This window comes from Campylobacter sp. VBCF_01 NA2, assembly GCF_027797205.1.
Taxonomy (GTDB): Bacteria; Campylobacterota; Campylobacteria; order Campylobacterales; family Campylobacteraceae; genus Campylobacter_B.
In genome coordinates this window covers 514,440-535,748 of record NZ_CP115607.1, presented here as the reverse complement: position 1 = coordinate 535,748, position 21,309 = coordinate 514,440, and the positions used below count along the sequence as shown (strand labels likewise).

General features: G+C 41.1%; 19 protein-coding genes and 1 tRNA gene. 2 read left to right on the top strand and 18 right to left on the bottom strand.

The window, feature by feature from the left end:
* Positions 1–132: 132 nt before the first annotated feature.
* The 13 genes from PF027_RS02875 to mqnE all read right to left on the bottom strand — a co-directional run bounded on the left by PF027_RS02875 (position 133) and on the right by mqnE (position 14,120).
* Complete coding sequence (locus PF027_RS02875; protein WP_270872006.1) at positions 133–717, bottom strand: hypothetical protein; 585 nt, start codon at positions 715–717, stop codon at positions 133–135.
* Positions 718–956: 239 nt separating this feature from the next.
* Positions 957–1,031, bottom strand: a tRNA-Glu gene (locus tag PF027_RS02870).
* A gap of 410 nt (positions 1,032–1,441) precedes the next feature.
* On the bottom strand, positions 1,442–2,116 hold the full coding sequence (locus tag PF027_RS02865; RefSeq protein WP_270859153.1) for a methionine ABC transporter permease: 675 nt from the start codon (positions 2,114–2,116) through the stop codon (positions 1,442–1,444).
* A gap of 15 nt (positions 2,117–2,131) precedes the next feature.
* A complete protein-coding gene (locus PF027_RS02860) occupies positions 2,132–3,976 on the bottom strand; it encodes a menaquinone biosynthesis decarboxylase (RefSeq protein ID WP_270872007.1) in 1,845 nt (614 codons plus the stop codon).
* A 15-nt stretch (positions 3,977–3,991) separates the two neighbouring features.
* Complete coding sequence (locus tag PF027_RS02855) at positions 3,992–4,981, bottom strand: hypothetical protein (RefSeq protein ID WP_270862374.1); 990 nt, start codon at positions 4,979–4,981, stop codon at positions 3,992–3,994.
* Between the two features lie 81 nt (positions 4,982–5,062).
* The gene (gene metG, locus PF027_RS02850; protein ID WP_270877343.1) at positions 5,063–6,958 is read right to left on the bottom strand and encodes a methionine--tRNA ligase; all 1,896 of its coding nucleotides are present in this window, start codon (positions 6,956–6,958) and stop codon (positions 5,063–5,065) included.
* Between the two features lie 24 nt (positions 6,959–6,982).
* The gene (locus PF027_RS02845; protein WP_270866751.1) at positions 6,983–7,678 is read right to left on the bottom strand and encodes a type II secretion system protein; all 696 of its coding nucleotides are present in this window, start codon (positions 7,676–7,678) and stop codon (positions 6,983–6,985) included.
* A 25-nt stretch (positions 7,679–7,703) separates the two neighbouring features.
* Positions 7,704–8,912, bottom strand: a complete 1,209-nt coding sequence (locus tag PF027_RS02840) for a hypothetical protein (protein WP_270872010.1) — start codon at positions 8,910–8,912, stop codon at positions 7,704–7,706.
* Positions 8,890–10,044, bottom strand: a complete 1,155-nt coding sequence (locus tag PF027_RS02835) for an MFS transporter (protein WP_270872011.1) — start codon at positions 10,042–10,044, stop codon at positions 8,890–8,892. The genes PF027_RS02840 and PF027_RS02835 overlap by 23 nt, the downstream gene beginning before the upstream one ends.
* A 23-nt stretch (positions 10,045–10,067) precedes the next feature.
* On the bottom strand, positions 10,068–10,517 hold the full coding sequence (locus PF027_RS02830) for a phosphoribosyltransferase (RefSeq protein WP_270859160.1): 450 nt from the start codon (positions 10,515–10,517) through the stop codon (positions 10,068–10,070).
* A 12-nt stretch (positions 10,518–10,529) separates the two neighbouring features.
* Positions 10,530–11,825, bottom strand: a complete 1,296-nt coding sequence (locus tag PF027_RS02825) for an NCS2 family permease (protein ID WP_270866754.1) — start codon at positions 11,823–11,825, stop codon at positions 10,530–10,532.
* Positions 11,809–13,029 (bottom strand): potassium/proton antiporter, encoded by a 1,221-nt coding sequence (locus PF027_RS02820; RefSeq protein WP_270866755.1) that lies wholly within the window; start codon positions 13,027–13,029, stop codon positions 11,809–11,811. Before PF027_RS02820 ends, PF027_RS02825 begins: the two co-directional genes overlap by 17 nt.
* Positions 13,030–13,031: 2 nt before the next feature.
* Positions 13,032–14,120 carry an aminofutalosine synthase MqnE gene (gene mqnE, locus PF027_RS02815; protein ID WP_270872012.1) on the bottom strand — a complete coding sequence of 363 codons (1,089 nt, stop codon included), beginning with the start codon at positions 14,118–14,120 and terminating at the stop codon, positions 13,032–13,034.
* A gap of 134 nt (positions 14,121–14,254) precedes the next feature.
* On the opposite strand from mqnE, the gene glmS reads away from it, so the two are divergent.
* Together glmS and PF027_RS02805 are read left to right on the top strand one after the other, a co-directional pair.
* Positions 14,255–16,078, top strand: coding sequence for a glutamine--fructose-6-phosphate transaminase (isomerizing) (gene glmS, locus PF027_RS02810; protein WP_270872013.1), 1,824 nt, complete (start codon positions 14,255–14,257; stop codon positions 16,076–16,078).
* 65 nt (positions 16,079–16,143) lie between these two features.
* Positions 16,144–17,040 (top strand): hypothetical protein, encoded by an 897-nt coding sequence (locus PF027_RS02805; RefSeq protein WP_270872014.1) that lies wholly within the window; start codon positions 16,144–16,146, stop codon positions 17,038–17,040.
* Positions 17,041–17,045: 5 nt separating this feature from the next.
* Here the strand turns inward: PF027_RS02805 and tgt are convergent, their stop codons facing one another.
* From tgt to PF027_RS02780, 5 genes are read right to left on the bottom strand one after another with little or no spacing between them, the layout of a single operon-like run.
* The gene (gene tgt / locus PF027_RS02800; RefSeq protein ID WP_270872015.1) at positions 17,046–18,203 is read right to left on the bottom strand and encodes a tRNA guanosine(34) transglycosylase Tgt; all 1,158 of its coding nucleotides are present in this window, start codon (positions 18,201–18,203) and stop codon (positions 17,046–17,048) included.
* Entirely contained in the window at positions 18,193–18,489 is a 297-nt protein-coding gene (locus tag PF027_RS02795) for a hypothetical protein (RefSeq protein WP_270872016.1), read from the bottom strand. The genes tgt and PF027_RS02795 overlap by 11 nt, the downstream gene beginning before the upstream one ends.
* Positions 18,479–20,653, bottom strand: coding sequence for a heavy metal translocating P-type ATPase (locus tag PF027_RS02790; protein WP_270876244.1), 2,175 nt, complete (start codon positions 20,651–20,653; stop codon positions 18,479–18,481). The genes PF027_RS02795 and PF027_RS02790 overlap by 11 nt, the downstream gene beginning before the upstream one ends.
* Positions 20,643–21,011 carry a hypothetical protein gene (locus PF027_RS02785; RefSeq protein ID WP_270872018.1) on the bottom strand — a complete coding sequence of 123 codons (369 nt, stop codon included), beginning with the start codon at positions 21,009–21,011 and terminating at the stop codon, positions 20,643–20,645. The genes PF027_RS02790 and PF027_RS02785 overlap by 11 nt, the downstream gene beginning before the upstream one ends.
* Positions 21,008–21,307 (bottom strand): Cys/Met metabolism pyridoxal-phosphate-dependent enzyme, encoded by a 300-nt coding sequence (locus PF027_RS02780; RefSeq protein ID WP_270872019.1) that lies wholly within the window; start codon positions 21,305–21,307, stop codon positions 21,008–21,010. The genes PF027_RS02785 and PF027_RS02780 overlap by 4 nt, the downstream gene beginning before the upstream one ends.
* Positions 21,308–21,309: the final 2 nt, after the last annotated feature.

Genomic DNA, 21,309 nt, shown 5'->3' with positions numbered 1-21,309 from the left:
TAATTTGAATTTATGTAACATTTACAAATAATATTGCTTAAAATTTGGAAAAAATGTGATTTTTATGTGATTTTTGTTTAATTTCGTTAATGGGTGAATTTGAAATAGTTACAACGCAACAATAGCCATACTCTACTCCTTAAAATTTTTACTATTTTTAAAATTTAATAGAATTATTATTCCCATAAACAAACCAATAAAAATACAAAATATTCCAATAGGAAAAAACAGCGAAAAAATCATTATCCAAAAATAGTTACTCAATTTAGAATTTAGTTGCAACACATAATCTTTCACTCCAAATGGCTCCTGTGCAACCCATGCCGTAAAATAAATATTTAGTAGCATATAACCAAAAATTAAGCCTATTAAAACAATAAAAATATCCTTTGGCTCAATCATGCTTGATATGCGCTCTGATTTTAAATTAATAGAAAAAAATATAGAACATAAATAAATCGATAATACAATTATCCATATCCATAATGCACTTACATAAAATTCTGTAACTTGTGGCATTTTGCTAACATTTGCAAATATTTCTATATTCGGAAAAATATGCTTCATAAAACTCACAAAATTAGCGCATAATTCACTTTTACTTAAAATATCGCTTGGTAGAAAAAATACCATTGCAGAAATCACCGGATGAGCAAGTAAAAAGTTAATCAAAAACTTGCCTCTGATATTATTTTTTTCATTATCTAGTTTTTTCAAAACAGTTGTCCTTATCAATATTTGAAATACTACTACTTTCAAACTAAATTTATACCCAAATAATCAAGCATCTCTCTTTGCCCAATATTTTAAAATATCAAATTTAAACTTATGTAACAAGTAAATTTAAATTTGTAAATCAACAAAATGATTGTAATATAAAAGTAAAAAGAACAACTGCATGAATATCATTATTTAGGAACTAACCATAAATATGAAGAAATGATTAAAAATTAAAATGGTGACCCATAGGAGACTCGAACTCCTGTTACCGGCGTGAGAGGCCAGTGTCCTAACCGCTAGACGAATGGGCCACAAAAAATAAGAAATATTATTTTACCCAAAGGATTATAAATTTAAGATAAAATTGAAAGCAAATTGGCGCTAAATTTCAAATTTTAAGTTAAATAGCTAAAATTTAAATCAAATTTTGAAAATTGGCGCGGAAATAAACAGCCCGCCAAGACAGCGTGTGAAAACAGCAAAAATTTCTCTCAAATCAACCTAAATTTGCGCACAAATTCAAATTCAATGAGCAAATTTTAAAATGCAAATTCTGCGGGCAAATTTAGCACAAATTCAAATTCACAAATTCAAATTCACAAATTCAAATTCACAAATTCAAATTCACAAATTCAAATTCACAAATTCAAATTCACAATTTCAAATTCACAATTTCAAATTCACAATTTCAAATTCTACAAGCAAACTTAACGCAACTTCCCTATTTTTTCGTGATTTTATATAGCAGATTTCCCACGCTTTGGATAATCTGCACGACTACTATCAAAATCACGACCGTATAAGCCATAATATCAGGGCGAAAACGCTGAAATCCATACCTAATCGCCACATCGCCAAGTCCCCCGCCACCGACCGTGCCAGCCATAGCCGTAAATCCGATAATCACAATCAAAGTAAGCGTAATCGCGTTTATTATCGCAGGCAGTGCCTCGACGAACATCACGCGGAAGATTATCTGCGACTTACTCGCCCCGAAGCTCTTCGCAGCCTCGATTACGCCAGGATCGACCTCGACTAGCGCACTTTCGATTAGACGCGCGATAAATGGCGCAGAGCCGATTGTTAGAGGCACAATCGCCGCCGTGGTGCCGATACTCGTGCCTACGAGCATTTTCGTAAATGGAAACAGCACGATTAGCAGGATAATAAACGGGAAACTTCGCAAGATATTCACCACGATATCAAGCACCGCGTATAGCGAGCGGTTTTCGTATAGCCCGCCAGCGCGCGTGAGCACCAGCACGATAGCTAGCACGCTACCTAGCAAAAACGCCAAAAATGTCGATACGAAGGTCATATACAGCGTATCTCGCGTCGCCTCTAACAAAAGCGAAGTAATCTGTGAATTAAAAAATCCCTGTATGCTCTCAAACATTTCCAATCTCCAAATTTAAACTATCTCAAATTTATGCCAAAACTCTTCGTCGCGCTCGATAAGCCCCCTAGCTACCAGAGTTTCTAGCACTTCGCGCGAACACAGCGTCTCGCCCGGCCACTGCCTATCATACCCGTCCTGCGCGCCCTTGCTAGTAGCGTCGATTCCGATATGCTCGCCATTTATAAAAACATCGCGCAGAGCGTCGATATTATTCACCACACGCCAAAGGCTCATATACAGGTTGTTTGGGTCGTTTTTCTCATCTGTGAAAATCAAAATTTTAAAATTCGCCCCAGCTTCTTTGCAGAGCAGTTCAAAGGTCTCCCTCACACTCGAAGATTTTTTCAAATTCACAAGCACAAAGGGATTTTTGCACTCGGTAAAGTGCTGCGCTAGGGAGACTACATCTTTTTTGACATTATGAAAGCTCTCCAACAAATCCTCATCGCTAAGCACCTGTGGCGCAGGACTCGCGCTAGGCTGCGAAACATCGATACCAAGCTTACCGCCAAAGCACGCATTTGGACTAGCGTGATCTAGCTGGTCGCACACACCCTCGCTAAATGTGAGCGATCTAGGCGAAATCCTATCAAGGATAAATTTTGCCAGCGCCCTATAATCACCCAAATTTGGCGCATCTTCACCCACAAAAATCGCGTGTTTTACGAAGCTCATCTGCCCCACACCCCAAAATGCGTGCATTAACTGCTGTGCGTGCGCTGGGTAGCGAGAGTGAAATTTAGCCAAAATCAGGTTGTGGAAAACCCCATTTTCAGGCATACGATAATCAATCAAATCAGGCGCGCTCGTGCGAAAAAGTGGCAAGAAAATGCGCTCCGTGGCGTATCCCATAAATTTATCTTCTAGTGGCGGTTTGCCCACGACCGTGGCGGCAAAAATCGGATTTGTTTTGTGCGTGATAGCCTCCACTCTCATCACCGGAAACGGCAAAATCGGCGTATAAAAGCCCGTATGATCGCCAAATGGCCCCTCATCGCACATCTCGCCAGGCTCCACGAAGCCCTCTATCACGAAATCCGCATCATGCGGGACATAAATATCGTTTGTGATAGATTTGACTAGGCAGGCTGGCTCTTTGCGGATAAAACCATAGAGTAAAAGCTCGAAAACGCCCTTTGGCAGGGGCGCTTGACCGCACCAGATATACAGCGGATCGCCACCGATCGCCACTGATACTGGCATTTTGCGCCCAGCGCGCGCGTATTCGTGGTAGAGATGCGCGCCGTCCTTGTGAATTTGCCAGTGCATGCCAAGGTGGTTTTTATCATAGACTTGCAAGCGATACATGCCCAAATTTTGGGTATCGCCGTTTAAATCTTTCGTATAAACCTGCCCCATAGTAATAAACGCTCCGCCGTCGTTTTTCCAAGTTTTTAGGATAGGAAGCGAGCCCAAATCGACATCCGCACCAGTATGCACGACCTGCTGACACTCGCCCCGCACTTTTTTTCTTTTTGTAAAAACCTTGCGAAGCGATACTAAATACGAGAGAAAATCTATTTTTTCTTTAAAATTCTTTGGTTTTTTTGGCTTTAAAAGTGCTTCGATTTCGCCTGCGATCTCCTCTACTTCACGGCCTAAAATCAAATTTAGCGCCTCAAAACTCCCAAAAACATTTGTCAGCACCGGCGCAAATTTCGCCCCAGCTGAATTTGTCGGGTTCAAAAAAAGCAGAGCTTGCGAATTTGGCTTTTTCACCTCGATATAGCTAATGTGAGCGATTTCTAAATCGATATCGCAAGGCTCAGCGATAATGCGCAAAAGCCCAGCCTTATGGAGTTTGTGAATCCAAGGATTGCTCGTTATGAGATTTTCTATATTTTCTACACTTTTCATTCACGCCTCCTAAATTTAAAAAAACAGATTTTTCTCGCGCGGTTTTTGACTCAAAAAACTCACTATATCAGCGCGGTTGCCGTAAATCAGGGCATAGTGAAACTCTGGGATTGTTTTTAGGATTTCTAGTTTTGAAAATCTAAAATCGATTGCGGTTTCGCCAAACTCATCGTCCCAGCTCGCACAAATTAAAATTTTATCCCTAAATTTTGCCCGCAAATACTGCGCCGCGCGCACAAAAAGCTCTTTATCACTTTCGATGATAAAGGCGCGGTAACTCTCGCCAAAAGGGGTGATATTTAAAAATTTATCCACGAAAATCGGCTCGAAATGGCTTAGAGCACTGAAATTTTGAAGTCTAAATTCGATATTTTTGCGCCCCAAAAATTTCAAAATTCCACACAAATCTGGCAGGAAAATTTGCGGAAAAACTAAATTTGAATAATAAATTTCATCATAAATAAAACTCGAATAAAATATCGACCCACTGTAAGTTTCGCTTAAATTTTCATCTTTTTCGATTTTTTGATAGCTAATCTCCAAAAGTTGCAAAAATTCCCTATTTTTGGTGAAATAAATGTGCTTTTGCTCGTGGCTGATTAGATGAATAAAAAGCTCGTGAAGCGTGTTTGGGGCAAAAATCAGGTTTTTTGGCACGCTGATGAAGCGCAAAATCGAGGCTTGGATTTCATCAATTAGCACGAATTGATGACGCCAAATATCGCCTAAAAATTTAATCATTCTAAGCAAGGCAACATTTAAATTTTCGACCTTGATAAAGGCGACCTCGTCGTTGCTAACCTTAAAATCACTATCAAAAATCACGGCATAAGCGCCGTTTGCAATAGCCGTCTCGACATCTTTTGCGCTCGCATTTACCGCTATGAAGGCTGCTTTTTTGTGAATTTTATGCGCACAAATAGAAAAACTCTCCACCGCCGAAACACTCGGGCGGTTTAGCATTTTTCCATTTACAATGCGGACTAAATTGGCTAAATTTGTCATTGTTTAATCGCCAAAATGCGTAAATTCGCGCTAAATTTTAGCAAAATTTGTGCCGAAATTTGGGAGATAAACAGCACAAACCTACCCTACTCGCGCGCCGTTTTTTACTTCGCCATGTGTGCCAAGAAGCGTAAGTTTGCCGTCTTCCGCGCTTAAAATCATACCTTGGCTAATGTGTCCGAAAATTTTGGCTGGTTTTAGGTTTGCTAGGACGCAGACTTGTTTGCCAATTAGTTCTTTTGGACTATAAAATTTAGCGATACCGCTGATGATTTGGCGTGGAGCCTCCTCGCCTAAATCAATCATAAATCTTAGCAATTTATCGCTACCATCGATATTTTCGCACTCCAAGACCTTGCCTACTTTAATCACGCATTTTGCAAAATCATCGATTTTGATCTGTGCCTCAGCGTTTTCATCTTTTTTAGGCTCGACACTTGCCTCTGGTCTGCTCATAAGCTCACTTTCGACCTTCGCAAACAGCGGCTCGCACGCACTCGCGCTATAATCCAATAACTCGCCACGAAGACAGAGTTTTTCGTAAATTTCAGTTGAAATTTTAAATCCCAGCGCAGAGGCGATTTTATCCGCAGTTTTTGGCATTGCAGGACTTAAAAGCACAGCAACTTTGGCCAAAATATTGGCTACAAGCGCCACAAGCGCATTTGCTTTTTCGCTCTCGCCATTTTTTATCAAATTCCACGGCTCATATTTTGCAATCGCGCCATTTGCCAACGCAAGAGCCTTCCAAAGCTCCTCTAAATAGCGATTTGTCGCGACTTCTTCAAGTTGAGCGATTGCCGAGCTTATCAAAGCATTTGCCTCGTTTATCTCGTCTGTGTAGTATTTTAAAACATCTTTGGAGTTTATGATATTTGCCGAATACTTCGCGCTCATACCGATAATGCGGTTTAATAAATTTCCAAGTTCGTTTGCAAGTTCTGAATTTATGCGACTAATGATAGCTTTTTGCGAAAAATCGCCGTCTTGACCAAACGGCACCTCACGGAGCAAAAAGTATCTAAACTGCTCCAAACCATAAGCGTCAGCCACCTCGGCAGGATTTACGACATTGCCTAAGCTTTTGCTCATTTTGCGTCCGTCCCTAGTCCACCAGCCGTGCGCTGCGATAGTGCGTGGCATAGGCAAATTTAAGCTCATCAAAAACGCCGGCCAATACACAGCGTGAAATCTCAAAATATCCTTGCCGACTATATGAAGCGTGTCGCCCCAAAAGTCCATTTTAGCGTCATCTACACCATAACCTATGGAAGTGAGATAATCCATCAACGCATCTAACCAGACATAAATCACATGTTTATCATCTTTTAGCTCGCTTGGAATTTTAATACCCCAATCAAAGCCTGTGCGTGTGATAGAAAGGTCTTTTAAGCCACTTTTTACGAAGCTTATAACCTCATTTTTCTTACCCAAAGGCAAAATGCACTTATCGCTCTCATACCATTTTAAGAGCCTATCGCCATAAGCGCTGAGTTTGAAAAAATAGCTTTCTTCTTTTAAAATTCTAGTTTTTTTGCCACAATCAGGGCAGTATTCGCCGTCTATTAGCTGATTTGACGGGAAAAAACTCTCGCAACTAACGCAGTAATTCCCCTCGTATTCGCCCTTGTAAATATCGCCGTTTTCATACATTTTGCGAAATACATTTTGCACGCCTATTTCGTGGTTTTTATCTGTCGTCCTTGAATACATATCGTAAGAAATTTCGAATTTATCCCATAATTCTTTGAATTTCGCACTGATTTCATCTGCGTATTGTTGCGGTGTTTTACCCCGTTTAGCAGCGGCTTCTTCGATTTTTTGACCATGTTCGTCGGTGCCGGTTTTAAAGATAACCTCATGCCCTTGCAAGCGATAAAATCTAGCCATAGTATCGCAGATAATCGTAGTATAAGCATGCCCGATATGCGGGACATCATTGACATAATAAATAGGCGTTAGTATGTATTTTTTCATCTTTTTCCTTGGGTTAAAATTATATTATTGGCTGATATCTGCGCCACTTAGCTGATATGAAACATAGCCAGTTTCAGGGCGTATGGTAATAACAGAGCTATCGCCAGCATCATTTGTAAGTGTTACATTACAATCCTCGACAAACACTCTATCATACGGCGTAGCAGAAGCTTGTAATGCACCCATTGGGCGTCCGATATGATCAAACGAAATTGTCTGCACGCCAGCACACCCGCCAGCAAAAGCGATATTTGTAATGCCATATTTGCCTTGTAAATTTAACTTATTATTCATCAAATCACCTCTGTTGTTAAAAGCTTGATCTGCAAAACCAGAGGTTAGAAGTCTAGATGGATTTTGTGGATCTCTGGCGACACAAACAAAATCTGGACCACCACAATTTGGATTACCAGACAATTTACCATCAGCAGCAGCAGCAGAAGTATCTGTAAAAATGGTGTATCTCCACCCAGTAGCATGACCGGCCTTGGCAGCGTTATGAAACTGAATTCTCCATGCTCTTTGATACCAATTAACATCATTTGCGTCAAATTTATTATCATACATCGCCAATTGTTGCGTATAGCGTATGTGTGATACGAGCTGATCGCTCGCTTCGACTAGGGCATTTCGCTCTGTTTGGGGAACTGCAACCGCTGCAAGTATCCCAACTATAACTACAATAAAAATAAGTTCAATTAATGTAAAACCTTTTCTCATAATTTTTACCTTTCATAAAAATTCGCTATATTTTAACATAAAATTTCGCAATTTGAACGCCTAGTTTATAAATATCAATACTTTGATCAAAATTTCTTTCATTTTTTTCCTCTATTATGGCGTCAAAACCTTTGTTTATACCATAAAATTTAAGCCGTAGCTGCATTTGCTCATCATCGCAAAGCACGCTTGCAACCCCGCGCTTTTTTAACTCATTAGCTAAATTTTTTGCCACATCAAATTTATAAATGAAATGTTTGCTAGGGTGATTTTGGAAAAACACCACATACATTGCGTCGCTAAAAATCACAGAAAAATAGCTAAAAACTAAGCTAAACAAACTCACGCCAAGCGCAAATTTGTGAAAAGAGCGAAATCTAGGGAGCCTTACTCTGTATGAATTAAACACGACCCGCACGATTAGTGGCGTCGCAATCACGCAGTATGGTAGCATCATTTCCATAGCCACACGCTGTCTAAGCGAAAAAATTAGTGCCAAACAAAACGCGCTAGTAGCGATATACCAGAGCAAATCTTTGTTTTCTTTAATCCAAATTCGATAAATCGCATAGACAAAAAACAAAAAAACAAAAGGCGAAAACGCCCCTGCAAATACGCCAAGAGCGTCTAGGAAATACCCGCGCGGTTTGCCCTGTGTGCCGATATCATAAAAGACTATGCTAAATACAAAAAGCGCTAAATTTAGCACGAAAATTTCTCGCTTCCCAGATCTCAAAGCCCAAATTCCAAAACCGATATAAAGCATAAAAAACGCCCTATCAATAAAGGCGCTAAGCACCAAAACAGCGATGAGTGCGCCCCAGTTTTTGGTTTTGGCAAAATAGTATGCCAAAAGCGTAGCAAAGATAATAATGCCGGCTGGATTTAGCAAAATCGCACTACTCATCGAAGCAGGAAGCCCCATAAATAGCGCAGTTGCGACAAGTCTATCAAATCTGCGTTTTAGGGTAAATTTTGAAATTTTATAAATCAAGGCGCAGTTTATGAAATGCAAAATCAAAAAAGGCGCCCTTAGCGCGTAATCATTTTGAGAGAAAATTTTGCACGAAACATTTGCTATGAGCGAAGTTAGGCTGTTTTGGTTATAAAAAATTTCAGCCTCATAGTAGCTTATGCTTAAATTTGATATGGCGTAAATCAAAAAAAGCGCGTCAGCACAAAACAAAATCGCTAGGATTAAAATTTCGTTTTTAATGAATTTTTCTAAGCTCATATCGTTTTAGTTTCCATATAAAAAATATCGACGCCATAACCACCACGCAAAGCGCGCTTAAAAAGGCTTCCCAGCCAAAGCTATCATACAAAAATCCAGGCACGAAACTCCCCAAAGCCCCGCCACAATAATAAAAGCTAATGTAAAGGCCGTTTGTAATGCCCTTGTGAGCGGTGGCCTTTTTATTGACATGCGCAGTGGCGACCGAGTGCGCCATAAACGAGCCGAAATAAAACACTATCATCGAACCAAAAATCACGCCGAAGCTCTCCACATGCAAAAGCAAAAGCGCGATGAAATATATCAAAAACCCTATCATAATCGCGTTTGTCGGACCCTTGCAAAAATTCGCAATGCGCGCGACATTAAAGGAAATAAAAACTCCCACGATATAGCCAAAATACATAAAGCCGATTTTCGAGCCGTTAAATTCGCCAAGAAGCCTTTTTAGCTCAAATGGCAAAACATTTAGCGTAGCTTGAAAGACAAAACACATACCAAAAATCGCGCAAAAAATATAAATATTTCGCGGAATTGATAAAATTTGGGCTATGTTGCGAATTTTAGGCTTTACAAGGCTGATTTTAATCACAGGCAAAATTTTATAAAGTAGTGCGCTCACGCCAAATGCAAGCGCTCCAAGCACAAAAAAGAAAAATCTCCACCCAAACAAATCGGTAAAAAATCCGCTCAAAAATCGCCCGATAAATCCCCCAGCTATCGTCATACCCACATACGCGCCGATTGCGCTGGCTAGGTTTTGTTTGTTTGCACTTTGGGAGATGTAGCTCATTATCCCAGTCAGAGCCGCTGGGACGATGAAGCCTTGGATTATGCGAATAGTAAGCAAAATTTCATAACTATCTGCAAAAGCAAAGCAAATTTCGCTCGCGCCAAATACAAAAAACACCCCCACTAGGACATTTTTAATCGAAACTTTTTCTAAAATATAGCCATAAATTATCGAAGCAAATGCAAGCGGGGCTAAAATCGCAGTGGTAAAAAGCGAGGCTTTAAATTTTGAAATTTCTAAAATTTGCTCGAAATGCGGTTGCAAGGGCTGTGGCGCATACATAATGCACATTGCTAAAACCGCACAAAAATATAAAATCAAAAAATTAAAATTCTTCACAGCCCACTTCTAAATTTTAAAATTTACTCTTCTATTTTGTAATTTTCCCAGAAAAAGTTAATCCACTCATCGGTCTCTTTGATTTTAAAATCAGGCTGGATTAGCGCCTTGCTTTTGTAAAAAATCACCGCTGTTTTAATCTCAGCATTAGGGTATTTTTCCTCCAAAACACGCTTGATTTCGACCATACTATCGCCACTATCGATGATATCATCGACTAGCAAAATTCTTTTATAAAGTTCCAAATCAGGGATATTGAAAACATCGATTGTATCGAGCTTTTGCGTATCTGCGTAGTGGATTGAGTTAATCGAAAAAATCGTCCTCATATCAAGGGCGTTTGCTAGCGCATGACCAAATGTCAGCCCGCCACGCGCAATCGCTACAATCGCGTCAGGCGCGAAGCTATCGCGCACCTGCTTGGCGATGATTCTACTATCTTTATCAAGTTCTTCGAAGCTGTAAAATTTCATATTTTCTCCTTATTAATGCAAAATAAATACCAGCGCGCTAATTCCTGCTAGCACCAAAACGCCCAAATTTATATCGCTAAACCTTCTTTGCACCAAACGCACAAGCAAATAGCTGATAAATCCGAAGCTTAGACCATTTGTAATCGAATATGTAAAAGGCATAAGCATAACGATAAAAAACGCCGGAATTAAAATTCCAATATCGCTGTAATCAAGCTTGCCAAGCTCGCTAAACATCAAAATTCCAACCATTACCAAAACTGGATAAATTGCGTTACTTGGAATCGCTTTAAAAAGCGGAAGCATAAATAGCGTCAAAATAAAGCAAACCGCCGCAAATACAGCAGTTAGACCAGTGCGACCACCAGCCTCGACACCACTTGCGCTTTCTGCAAAGGCTGTAACCGTGCTAGTGCCCACTATCGCGCCACCTACTGAGCCAACAGCGTCGGCAGTTAAATTTCGCGCTAGTTTTTTCATACCCTCAGGATCTTCGTCGCTAAAAATTTTCGCTCTATTTCCGACACCAGTTAGCGTGCCGATACTATCGAAAAGGTGAGTTACAAAAAATGTGATGATAAATGGCAAAAACGCGAGTTTTAGCGCGCCCATGATATCAAGCTGTCCAAAAATCGGCGAAATTGAAGCAGGAAGTGAGACGATACCCTCTGGTTTAGGCGAAATTCCAAACACCCACGCAATCACAGAGGTAATCAAAATCGCCAAAATAAACGAAGCTTTTACCTGCAAAACAAAAAGCAAAATCATGATAGTAAGTCCGCCAAGACCAAGCAAAACAAGCGGATCGCGCAAATTGCCAAGAGCGACAAGGGTAGCTTGATCGGCTACGATAATGCCCATTTGTTTGAGCCCGATAAAGCAGATAAATGCGCCAATACCGGCACTTATCGCGCGACGCAAATCAAGCGGAATTGATTTGATAACCCAAATTCGGAAATTTGTAAATGAAAGAACAGTAAATAAAAATCCACTCAAAAACACGATTCCAAGGGCTGTTTGCCATGGAATTTGCGCTCCCATACAAAGCCCAAATGTAAAATACGCATTTAAGCCCATACCCACACTAAGTGCGACAGGCGTATTTGCAAAAAAGCCATTAAAAAGCGTCGCCAATATCGTAATTAGCGCAGTTGCAGTAACTAGCGCCTCGTATGGCATGCCTGTTTGGCTCATAATGATAGCATTTACAGGCACTATGTAAATCATAGCCAAAAATGTGGTAATTCCCGCATTCAACTCTTGCTTGATAGAAGTTTTGTTCTCTTCTAACTTAAATAACGAAGTCATCGCCGTCCTTTTCAGTGATATTTAGTTTTTTTGCTGCAAAATTTATAGTCGTTCCTTGGATTAAAACCGAGATTAAAACCATAAAGAAAACGATATTAAAAATAATATGAGATTCCTCTAAATGATAAACATAAGGATATGTCGCAAGTATGATAGGAACTGCACCCCTTAGCCCTACCCACGAAATATAAAATTTTTCAAATTTGGAATATTTGCTTTTGATAAGTGATATAAAAACGCTAGCTGGCCTAGCTATAAAAATCAAAACCAGCGACAAAATAATCGCATTGTGCGCGATTTGAGGCAGGTCTGATGGAAAAACCAAAAGCCCAAGGGTCAAAAATACGACGATTTGCATCATCCACGCAATCACTTCGTGAAATGCTATGATATTTTCTTTGTTTGGAAATGCGTATTTGTTCGCCAAAACCCCAGCCATATAGACGCTTAAATATCCATTACCGCCCAAATGCGAGCTTAGCCCAAACATTATAAGTAGCCACGCAATGCTAATTAGCGGGTAAAGTCCTGTTTGCATAAGGCGTAAATTTATGCAAATTCTAGGGAACAAATACCCAAACGCAATGCCCAAAACTCCGCCCACTGCAAACTGCAAGAAAAAGTGCATTAGCATTTTTTCTATCGTTGTATCTTGGGCTAAAACTATCAAATTTAAAATAGCGATTGTCAAAAAAATCGCCATAGGGTCGTTGCTACCGCTTTCTAGCTCCAAAAGTTCATTTAAGCCATTTTTGAGCTTGATTTTTTGGCTTCGCAAAATCATAAACACAGCCGCAGCGTCTGTCGAAGATATAATCGAGCCAAGTAAAAGTGCGTGAAGTGGCGCAAAACCCAAAACCAAATGTATAAAAACCGCCATTATCAAAGCAGTCAGCAAAACACCAATGGTCGCAAGCAAAACCCCGCTTACCATAACGCTTTTAATGTGTTCAAATTTGGTATTTAATCCGCCACTATAAAGTATGAAAACAAGGGCGATTGTCCCCACAGCTTGTGCCAAATGCGGATTGTCAAATTCGATGCCCACAATGCCTTCACTACCAAGTAGCATACCAAAACCCAAAAACACAAGCAGAAGCGGAAGCCCGATTTTTTCTGAAATTTTACTAGCATAAACACTGATAAAAAGTATAACACCGATACCGATGATATATAAATTCAGGCTACTTAGTAAAATTTCCATTTTTAACTCGCATAAATTTGAAGTTCGTTATACAAACTATCGCGCTCGACTGGGATTAACCCGGCAGTTTGAATTAAATCGATAAAATCTTTTTTATTCACACCCTTTTTGCTCTGCGCACCTGCGCTGCTTTGGATACTTTCGTTCTCAATCGTGCCGTCGATATCATCTGCGCCAAATTCTTGCGCCACTAAGGCTAAATTTAGCGTCGAAGTCGCCCAATACGCCTTGATATGCGCGACATTATCCAGCAAAATTCGAGCGATTGCGATTGTTTTTAAAACCTCAGCCGAACCCATAGCCTTAGGCGTCTGCAAATAGTTATTTTCTCTTTGATACACAAGCGGGATAAACGCGTTAAATCCACCGCCGTTGCCGTTTTTAAGAGCTTCATCTTGAAGACCTCGAATTCGCAAAATATGATCTGTGCGGTGAGCGAAATTTTCGATATGGCCAAAAAGCATAGTAGCATTACTTTGGCGACCCATTTTATGCCAAATTTTATGAATTTCTAGCCAGTTTGCTGAGCTTACCTTTCCTTTGCAAATCTGCTCCCTCACGCCCTCATCAAATATCTCAGCACCGCCACCAGGCATGCTATCTACGCCACTAGCAATCATATTTTTTAGCGTTTCTTCGTAAGGCATTTTCCATTTTCGCTTGAAAAAATCCACCTCGGCTGCGGTCATTGCTTTGATATGCAAATTTGGAAATTTGGCTTTTATCGAGCTAAATAAATCAAAAAACCACTCGGGCTTTAAATTTGGATTATGCGAACTTACGATATGCACCTCTTTGGTGCCTCTCTCCACAGTATCAGCCACTATGCCCAAAATTTCATCTTTGCTCATTGTGTAAGATTGCTTCTCGTTTTTGCGATGAGCCGAAAAAGCGCAAAATTTACAGGTATCAGCGCACAAATTTGAAGGATTTATATGACGATTTGAGTTGAAAAACACCTTTTTGCCGTTTTTTTGCTCTCTAATCAAATTTGCAAATTTAGCTAGGTCGAAAAGGTCTAAGTCCCACAATTTGGTCGCTTCATCGAAATTTAATCTTTCATTATTTTCTAATTTTTTTAATATTTCCATAAAACTTCCTAAAATTTAAATCGTAATTATATAGTTTTAAAATTTAATCTAGCTAATTTTTTAAAAATTTTCTAACGATTTACGAAAAATTACTATAATTTTGCGAATTTTGCTGAAAGGAATAAAATTTAAAAATGTGCGGAATCGTAGGATATATCGGAAATAAAGAGAAAAAAAATATCGTCCTAAATGGTCTAAGAGAGCTTGAATACAGAGGCTATGATAGCGCTGGAATCGCTATTATGGAGGGCATGGAAAACGCGAATATTACATATTTTAAGGCTGTGGGAAAACTTAAAAATTTAGATGAAAAAATGGCTGATTTTAGCAGCGAGTGTTTTGGCGTGTCGATCGGGCATACTAGGTGGGCGACGCACGGCAAACCGACCGAGCTAAACGCTCACCCGCATTTTGGCGAATTTAGTTTTGTGGTGCATAATGGAATTATTGAGAATTACCAAGAGCTAAAAGATGAGCTTAGCAGCGAGGGCGTGGTGTTTTTAAGCCAAACAGACACTGAGGTCATCGTGCATTTGTTTGAAAAATACTATAAAATTCACGCCGACGCGTTTAAGGCTTACGAGGCTACGATTGCGCGCTTGCATGGGGCTTATGCGACACTTTTAATCACAAAAGCAGCACCAGGGAAGGTATTTTTCGCCAAAAACGCAGCCCCACTAATCGTGGGATTTGGCGAGAGTGGTGAAGTTTTGTTTAGCTCATCAGACGCGCCATTAATCGGACTAGCTAGCAAGGTTACCTACCTAGATGACGGCGTGTATGGCGTGGCTAATAGCGATGAAATCAGTGTATATCAAAACGGCAAAAAAATCTCTCCAAACTACGGCGAACTTCCAAAAGACAAAGGCTACGCGCAAAAAGAGGGTTATAGATTTTTCATGGAAAAAGAGATTTACGAGCAATCCCAAGTCATCACAGAGACCATGATGGGGCGTGTGATAAAGGCTGGGGATATTAAATTTGATGAAATTTCGCCTGATTTGTTTAAGGGTGTAGATGAAATTATGATTTGTGCGTGTGGCACGAGCTACCATGCCGCGCTAGTTAGCGCGTATCTTTTCGAAAGAGTTGCCAAAATTCGCACCAAAATCGAAATCGCTAGCGAATTTCGCTACAAAGAGCCGTTTTTAAACCCAAATGCGCTTTTTATCGTAATCAGCCAAAGTGGCGAGACAGCTGACACCCTAGAAGCCCTAAAAATCGCCAAAGAAGCAGGTTTAAAAACCCTAGCAATCTGCAATGTCGATAACAGCTCAATCGTGCGCTTAGCAGGCAGTGTAATCCTAACTCGCGCCGGTATCGAAAAGGGCGTAGCAAGCACAAAAGCCTTTGCTACGCAGGTCATGGTGCTATGGATGCTAAGCGTCTATGCTGCAAGGTTGCGCAAAACTATCAGCGAAAATGAGCAAAACGAGCAAATTTCAACAATGCTTAAAATTCCGCAAATTTTAAAAATAAATCCGCGCCTGCAAGAGCGAATTTACCGCCTTAGCAAGCACTATTTGCACGGACATGGATTTTTCTTTATCGGGCGGGATATTTTCTATCCGCTTGCACTTGAAGGCGCACTCAAACTAAAAGAAATTTCATATCTTCACGCCGAAGGATACCCAAGCGGCGAGATGAAACACGGCCCAATCGCGCTAGCAGACGGGCATCTTTTCACAATCGCGCTAATGCCACAATCCCTGCTGTATGAGAAAACCAAAAGCAATGTCGAAGAACTTGCCGCTAGGGATTCATATATTTTAGCGATTAGCCCAAAGGAATTTGACCTAGCAGATGATTTTATCAAAACCAGCGACCAAACCAGCCCAATGGCTGAATTTTTCGAAATGATGATAATCTTGCAACTTCTAGCCCTTGAAATTTCTGTGCGCCTTGGCAACGATGTGGATATGCCACGAAATTTGGCAAAAAGTGTAACCGTAGAATAAATTTTAAATATTTATTTACTTTAAATTTATAAAATTCCGTGAAATTTCACTTTCACGGGGTTTTTATGAAACTTGCAGGACAAATTCTAAACAAATCTGTAATCTTAGGCGACGACGGCAAAAGATACAGCTACTCTACCTTTGATTTCCACGACGAAAATTTAAAAATCGGCGATTTTGTAAGCTTCATCGCTGAAAAAAATAAAGCAGTTTTTATCAAATACATAAAAGACGGCGTAAGCCCAGAGCCACAGGACGAGACTTCGTTTCTCAAAAAAGAGGTAAATTTCGAATTCGTCGAAATCGAGCCTAAACAAAACGAAAATTTAGAGAGCAAAATTTATTCAAATTTCATACGCAAACACGGAATTCTCTCGTGCATTTTGCCACTGATTTTGGCTGGGGGATTAATGTTTTTCAAAGGCGAAATAATCTCATTTTTGCTCGCTAATAGCGCAAATTTGGGCTTTGTAAATTCAGCTTCACTTGGGATTTGCGTAGAGTTAGCCATAGTTTTTATCTGGTTACTTGCGTATTTAATACCGCTAAATTTGGCGTTTAACGGCCTTGCAGTCGCCACGCACGATCTATACGCCAAACGCCAAATCAACTCATTTAATCTATTTTTTATCCTAACTTTGATTGTCGCACTTGCAGAAATGAATAATTTCTTTGGGCTACAAAAATACGGCCTTGGCGTGCTGTGCGTGCTTGGCGTGCTGGGGTTTTGCGAATATTTTTACAAAGCCAAGGCATTTTTTTATCTTAGCAAAAAAACAGGGGTCAAACTCTTTATTTTAGCCCTGATTGTGGATTTCGTGGCTGTATTTAGCGCAAATGTGCTAAACAGATTTTTTGGCTTTATTGACCCTGATTTGATTTGGTGGCAGCATGTCGCAATCTGCGCTGTTATCGCGCCACTTTATATACTTTCGTTTTTGCTGATAAAACGCCTTGTTTAGGCGTTTTATTTGGCTCTTTTGGCGTAAAAATTTAGCCTAAATTTAGCAAATTCGCCCCGCATTATCGCCTCTCGCATTTGTTTTACTAAATTTAGATAATAATGCAGATTATGAATACTTGCTAGGCGGTAAAATGTCAGCTCGTGCGCGCGAAATAGGTGGTTTAAATACCCGCGCGAAAAATTTTTGCAAGTGTAGCAATCGCACTCATCATCAAGTGGGGCGTGGTCATGGACGAAACAGGCGTTTTTAATGCTAAATTTGCCCCTGCTTGTAAATATCGTGCCATTACGCGCATTTCGCGTAGGCATTACGCAATCAAACATATCCACGCCCCGCGCGACATTTTCGACCAAATCCTCTGGCGTGCCCACGCCCATTAAATAGCGCGGTCTGTTTTCATCAATAAAAGGCATGACCCCCTCGACCGTATCATACATAAGCTCGTTTGTCTCACCTACGCTCAATCCGCCTATCGCAAGCCCGTCAAAGCTCATTTCACAAAGTGCGAGCGCGCACTCTTTTCGCGCCTCATAATCCGTGCCACCTTGGATAATGCCAAAGATATTTTGGTGAGCGTGAAATCCGCGCGATTTATTTTCGCTGTGAAATTCCACCGCTTCCTTTGCCCATTTTATGGTGCGTTTCACGCTCAAATCAATGCGCTTTTTAAGTCTGATTTTAGCCTCGCTTTCAAGCTCGTTTGGATTGCGTGGCAAATCGACCAAATCATCTAAAATCATCATAATGTCCGAATTTAGCGCGTATTGCGTCTCTATCACAGAGCGGGGCGTGAAATAATGCGTGCTTCCATCAATATGGCTTTTAAATTTTATACCGTTTTCGTCATTTTTGGTGTTTGCCCGCAGTGAAAATGCCTGAAACCCACCGCTATCTGTTAGAAAATTTCCCCCAAATTTGCTAAATCCATGAAGTCCGCCAAATTCCTCTACCACGCTAGCTCCTGGGCGCAGATACATGTGATATGTGTTTGCTAGGATTATCTTTGCGCCTAGTATTTCGCTCGCATCGTGCGCGTCTAGGCCTTTGATAGCACCCACCGTGCCAACAGGCATAAAAATCGGCGTTTGCACCACGCCGTGCGCCATTTCTAGGGTGCAGGCGCGCGCTGCGCCGTCTTTTGCGTCTATTTTAAATTTCATTACTTTCCTTTGGTAAATTTTGCGCTATTTTACCAAAGTTTTTGCCTTTTTTAGAGTTTTTGAAATTTTTGCGTCCGCTTAAATACTCGCTGTATCTCGTGCCATACAGACTTGCGTGCCAAATTGCAAAGCCAAGCATGCTAATTCCGCTTATTTTATGGATTTTGCGCCACGCCTTGCCCTTTTTAAACCCACTAAACGCGCAGACTCCCATACTCACTGCAAGGCTGTTTTTGGCTAGTTTTCGCTGAAATTGCAAATCCAAAATTTTATCCTTACTTTTCAAATTTAGCCCCTTTTATCGAATTTAAAAGCAGAGCAATCGTCGTGCCATTATGCAAAATTGCCGTGGATATCGGGCTTAAAATCCCAAGCGTAGCCAAAAGCAAAATCACCGAATTTACCCCAACGGTGGCGTTAAAATTCCGCCTAATCAGCCTTAGTGTATCATCTGCTGCGGCTTTGATTTTCGCCACGCCCTCGATATCGTTTTTCAAAAGCAAAATTTGCGCGCTCGCCTTTGCGATGTGCGCAGAGCTAGGCATACCTATCCCCACATCTGCCGCCATTAGGCTAGGAGCGTCGTTTATGCCGTCTCCGATAAATGTAACCTTATGCCCGCGCGATTGCAGATCCTTGATAATCTCGGTTTTTTGCGTCGGCAAAAGCTCCCCATACGCCGCGTCAAGCCCCAACTCGCGCGCCACTTCATCGGCTTTTTGCTTCACATCGCCACTTAGCATTATGATTTGTTTGACCCCTATTTTGCGAAGCTGGGAAATCACAAATTTAGCATTATCGCGAAGCCTATCACGCAGTCCAATCACGCCCAAAAGTTTGCCGTCAAATGCGATGAAAAGTAGCGAAAGACCGCGATTTTCTAAATTTTCAATCCGTTTTTTAAACGGCGCGAAATCTATCATCTCATCATCTTGTAAAAAATGCTTCGAACCGATTATTAAAATTTTGCCCTCTATGTTTGTCTTCACCCCGTGCGCTACGACAAATTCGACCTCATCGTGGCTGACATGGATAAATCCACGCTTTTTGGCTGCTTCTACGATAGCCTGGGCGACTGGGTGAAAATAGTGCTCCTCCGCGCTCGCTGTCAAATTTAAAATGTCTTTATCGCTGAAATTTTTATCAAAGGATATGATTTTTACGACCTCTAAATTCCCGTGTGTGAGCGTGCCTGTTTTATCGAAGACAAAGGTATCGCTAGCTCCAAGGCTCTCTAAGGCTTTCGCCCCTTTTATGAGAATTCCAGCCTTGCCAGCCTTTGAAATACTCGATTTAAAGGCAACTGGCGTTGGGAGTTTGAGCGCACAGGAATAATCAGCCTGCAAAACAGAGGCAACGCTAGTGAAATTTCGATTTATCAGATACGAAACCCCAGCTAGCCCAAAGGTAATAGGCACTAGCTTATCGCCCAGCCTCATCGCACGCGCGCCGATTTGCGAGCGCTCTTTGAGTGCGTTTGCGATGTATTTTTTGATACTGTGCGCAGATGTTTCATCGCCCACGCTCTCGGCCCAAATTCGAATTTTGCCCTCTGCGACAATCGTGCCAGATAGCACACTATCGCCCCTGCTTTTGCGCGCTGGCAAGGCTTCGCCTGTCATGGAGGATTGATTAATGAGTGCTTCTCCGCTTAAAATATGGCCATCTACGCCGATGATATCGCCAGATCTTACCACGACGATATCGCCTGTTTTAAGCTTGCTAGCTGGGATTTTCATCTCAATTTTTTCGCCGTTTTGCTCTACCTCAACCCACGCCTCGCTAATATCAGGTTTGGCTAGCTCTTTTATCAAATCATCGCTTTTATAAACGGTGCTTTCTTCCATATACTCGCCAAGGGCTAGCATTGTATTTGTGCTATTTGCCGCGAAAGTATCGGCCCTGCCAAAGGAAATCCCCGCAGCCAAAGCTTCGAGCGTTTTAGAAGTTAGTCCGTGCGCTAGGCTCTCTTTTGCCCCCTCTTTAAGAAGCGGCAAACAAGCAATCAAGCTAAAAAGTCGCACAAACGCCGAATTTCGAAAGAAAAAATTCGCTCCAAGCGCAGCTGCTGAGACAATCAAAGCGTTTTTGCTAGGAGCATGTGAGCGTTCGCGCTTTTTGGCGCGCTTAAATTTGGCTAAATCTAAATTCGCTAGGTGCTTTATCAACTCGTCGCGAGTGCCAGTATTTGCGCTCTTGCGAGAGTTTGCGCTATTGCGGGAGCCCTCACTCTCGCCCTCGCCTTCGCGGGCAGTATTTTTGAAAGCTGAGCTAGTAAAATTTTTGTCATAATTTATAATTAAAGCGCCGATTTTAGCGTTAAATCTGCACTCTTTAACGCCGCTGAATTTTGAAATTTCTTTTAAAAATTCGCCCTCATTTAAATTTTTAAAAGCGCAAATTTTAAGCCTGATTCGCCCCGCACACTCGTGTTTTATCTCAAATTTCATCTTCGCTCATTTGCGCTTTTGCGTCCAAAAAACGCTCCTTCATCTCCTCAATCCCCATTTCAAAGAGCTCCGAGCCCTTTGCGATAAATTTAAAAAGGTTTGTTTGCGCATTTTCGTTAGTGAAAAAATACACGACCGCAGCGCCCAAAATTGCGCCATTTAGAAATGAATTTTTCTTAAAAAATTTGCTTTTGCCTAATTGATTTAGCCCAGCAAATTTTGAAAGGCTTTTTGATTTTTTGCCACCAAGTGCGCTATTTATCCATTTTGATAGCTCGCCAAGCTCGCCATTTGCGCTACTTTCGCAATATTTTAAAATTTGTTTTAACTCTTTTTTAGAAATCTTTTTTTTGCTCATTTTTCTTCCTTTGTGATTAAATTTTCGCTCATTTCTAGCGCGCATGTCGCCAAAACTGCGCCCACAAGCGCCCCCAAATACTCGCCCTGGACTAGTTTATTCGCGCTATAAATCGCCCCACCTGCGATGATACCTCCACGAAGCGCCGAATTTAGCCCGTCGCGCATGGCCTGCTTTTTGTTTTTGCCCTTTTTGACATTTGCAATCTCGCTCGCAGCCCCAGCAATCGCCCCAGCCAGCGCGCCACTTAGGGCATTATCGATTGGCGAGCGAGATAGAGTTAGTTTGGTATTCATAC

Excerpts from the sequence above, each read along its gene's own strand:
- PF027_RS02865 (WP_270859153.1), bottom strand. The coding sequence starts at position 2,116 with ATGTTTGAGAGCATACAGGGATTTTTTAATTCACAGATTACTTCGCTT.
- PF027_RS02860 (WP_270872007.1), bottom strand. The coding sequence starts at position 3,976 with ATGAAAAGTGTAGAAAATATAGAAAATCTCATAACGAGCAATCCTTGG.
- PF027_RS02855 (WP_270862374.1), bottom strand. The coding sequence starts at position 4,981 with ATGACAAATTTAGCCAATTTAGTCCGCATTGTAAATGGAAAAATGCTA.
- metG (WP_270877343.1), bottom strand. The coding sequence starts at position 6,958 with ATGAAAAAATACATACTAACGCCTATTTATTATGTCAATGATGTCCCG.
- PF027_RS02845 (WP_270866751.1), bottom strand. The coding sequence starts at position 7,678 with ATGAGAAAAGGTTTTACATTAATTGAACTTATTTTTATTGTAGTTATA.
- PF027_RS02840 (WP_270872010.1), bottom strand. The coding sequence starts at position 8,912 with ATGAGCTTAGAAAAATTCATTAAAAACGAAATTTTAATCCTAGCGATT.
- PF027_RS02830 (WP_270859160.1), bottom strand. The coding sequence starts at position 10,517 with ATGAAATTTTACAGCTTCGAAGAACTTGATAAAGATAGTAGAATCATC.
- PF027_RS02825 (WP_270866754.1), bottom strand. The coding sequence starts at position 11,825 with ATGACTTCGTTATTTAAGTTAGAAGAGAACAAAACTTCTATCAAGCAA.
- PF027_RS02820 (WP_270866755.1), bottom strand. The coding sequence starts at position 13,029 with ATGGAAATTTTACTAAGTAGCCTGAATTTATATATCATCGGTATCGGT.
- mqnE (WP_270872012.1), bottom strand. The coding sequence starts at position 14,120 with ATGGAAATATTAAAAAAATTAGAAAATAATGAAAGATTAAATTTCGAT.
- glmS (WP_270872013.1), top strand. The coding sequence starts at position 14,255 with ATGTGCGGAATCGTAGGATATATCGGAAATAAAGAGAAAAAAAATATC.
- PF027_RS02805 (WP_270872014.1), top strand. The coding sequence starts at position 16,144 with ATGAAACTTGCAGGACAAATTCTAAACAAATCTGTAATCTTAGGCGAC.
- tgt (WP_270872015.1), bottom strand. The coding sequence starts at position 18,203 with ATGAAATTTAAAATAGACGCAAAAGACGGCGCAGCGCGCGCCTGCACC.
- PF027_RS02790 (WP_270876244.1), bottom strand. The coding sequence starts at position 20,653 with ATGAAATTTGAGATAAAACACGAGTGTGCGGGGCGAATCAGGCTTAAA.
- PF027_RS02785 (WP_270872018.1), bottom strand. The coding sequence starts at position 21,011 with ATGAGCAAAAAAAAGATTTCTAAAAAAGAGTTAAAACAAATTTTAAAA.
- PF027_RS02780 (WP_270872019.1), bottom strand. The coding sequence starts at position 21,307 with ATGAATACCAAACTAACTCTATCTCGCTCGCCAATCGATAATGCCCTA.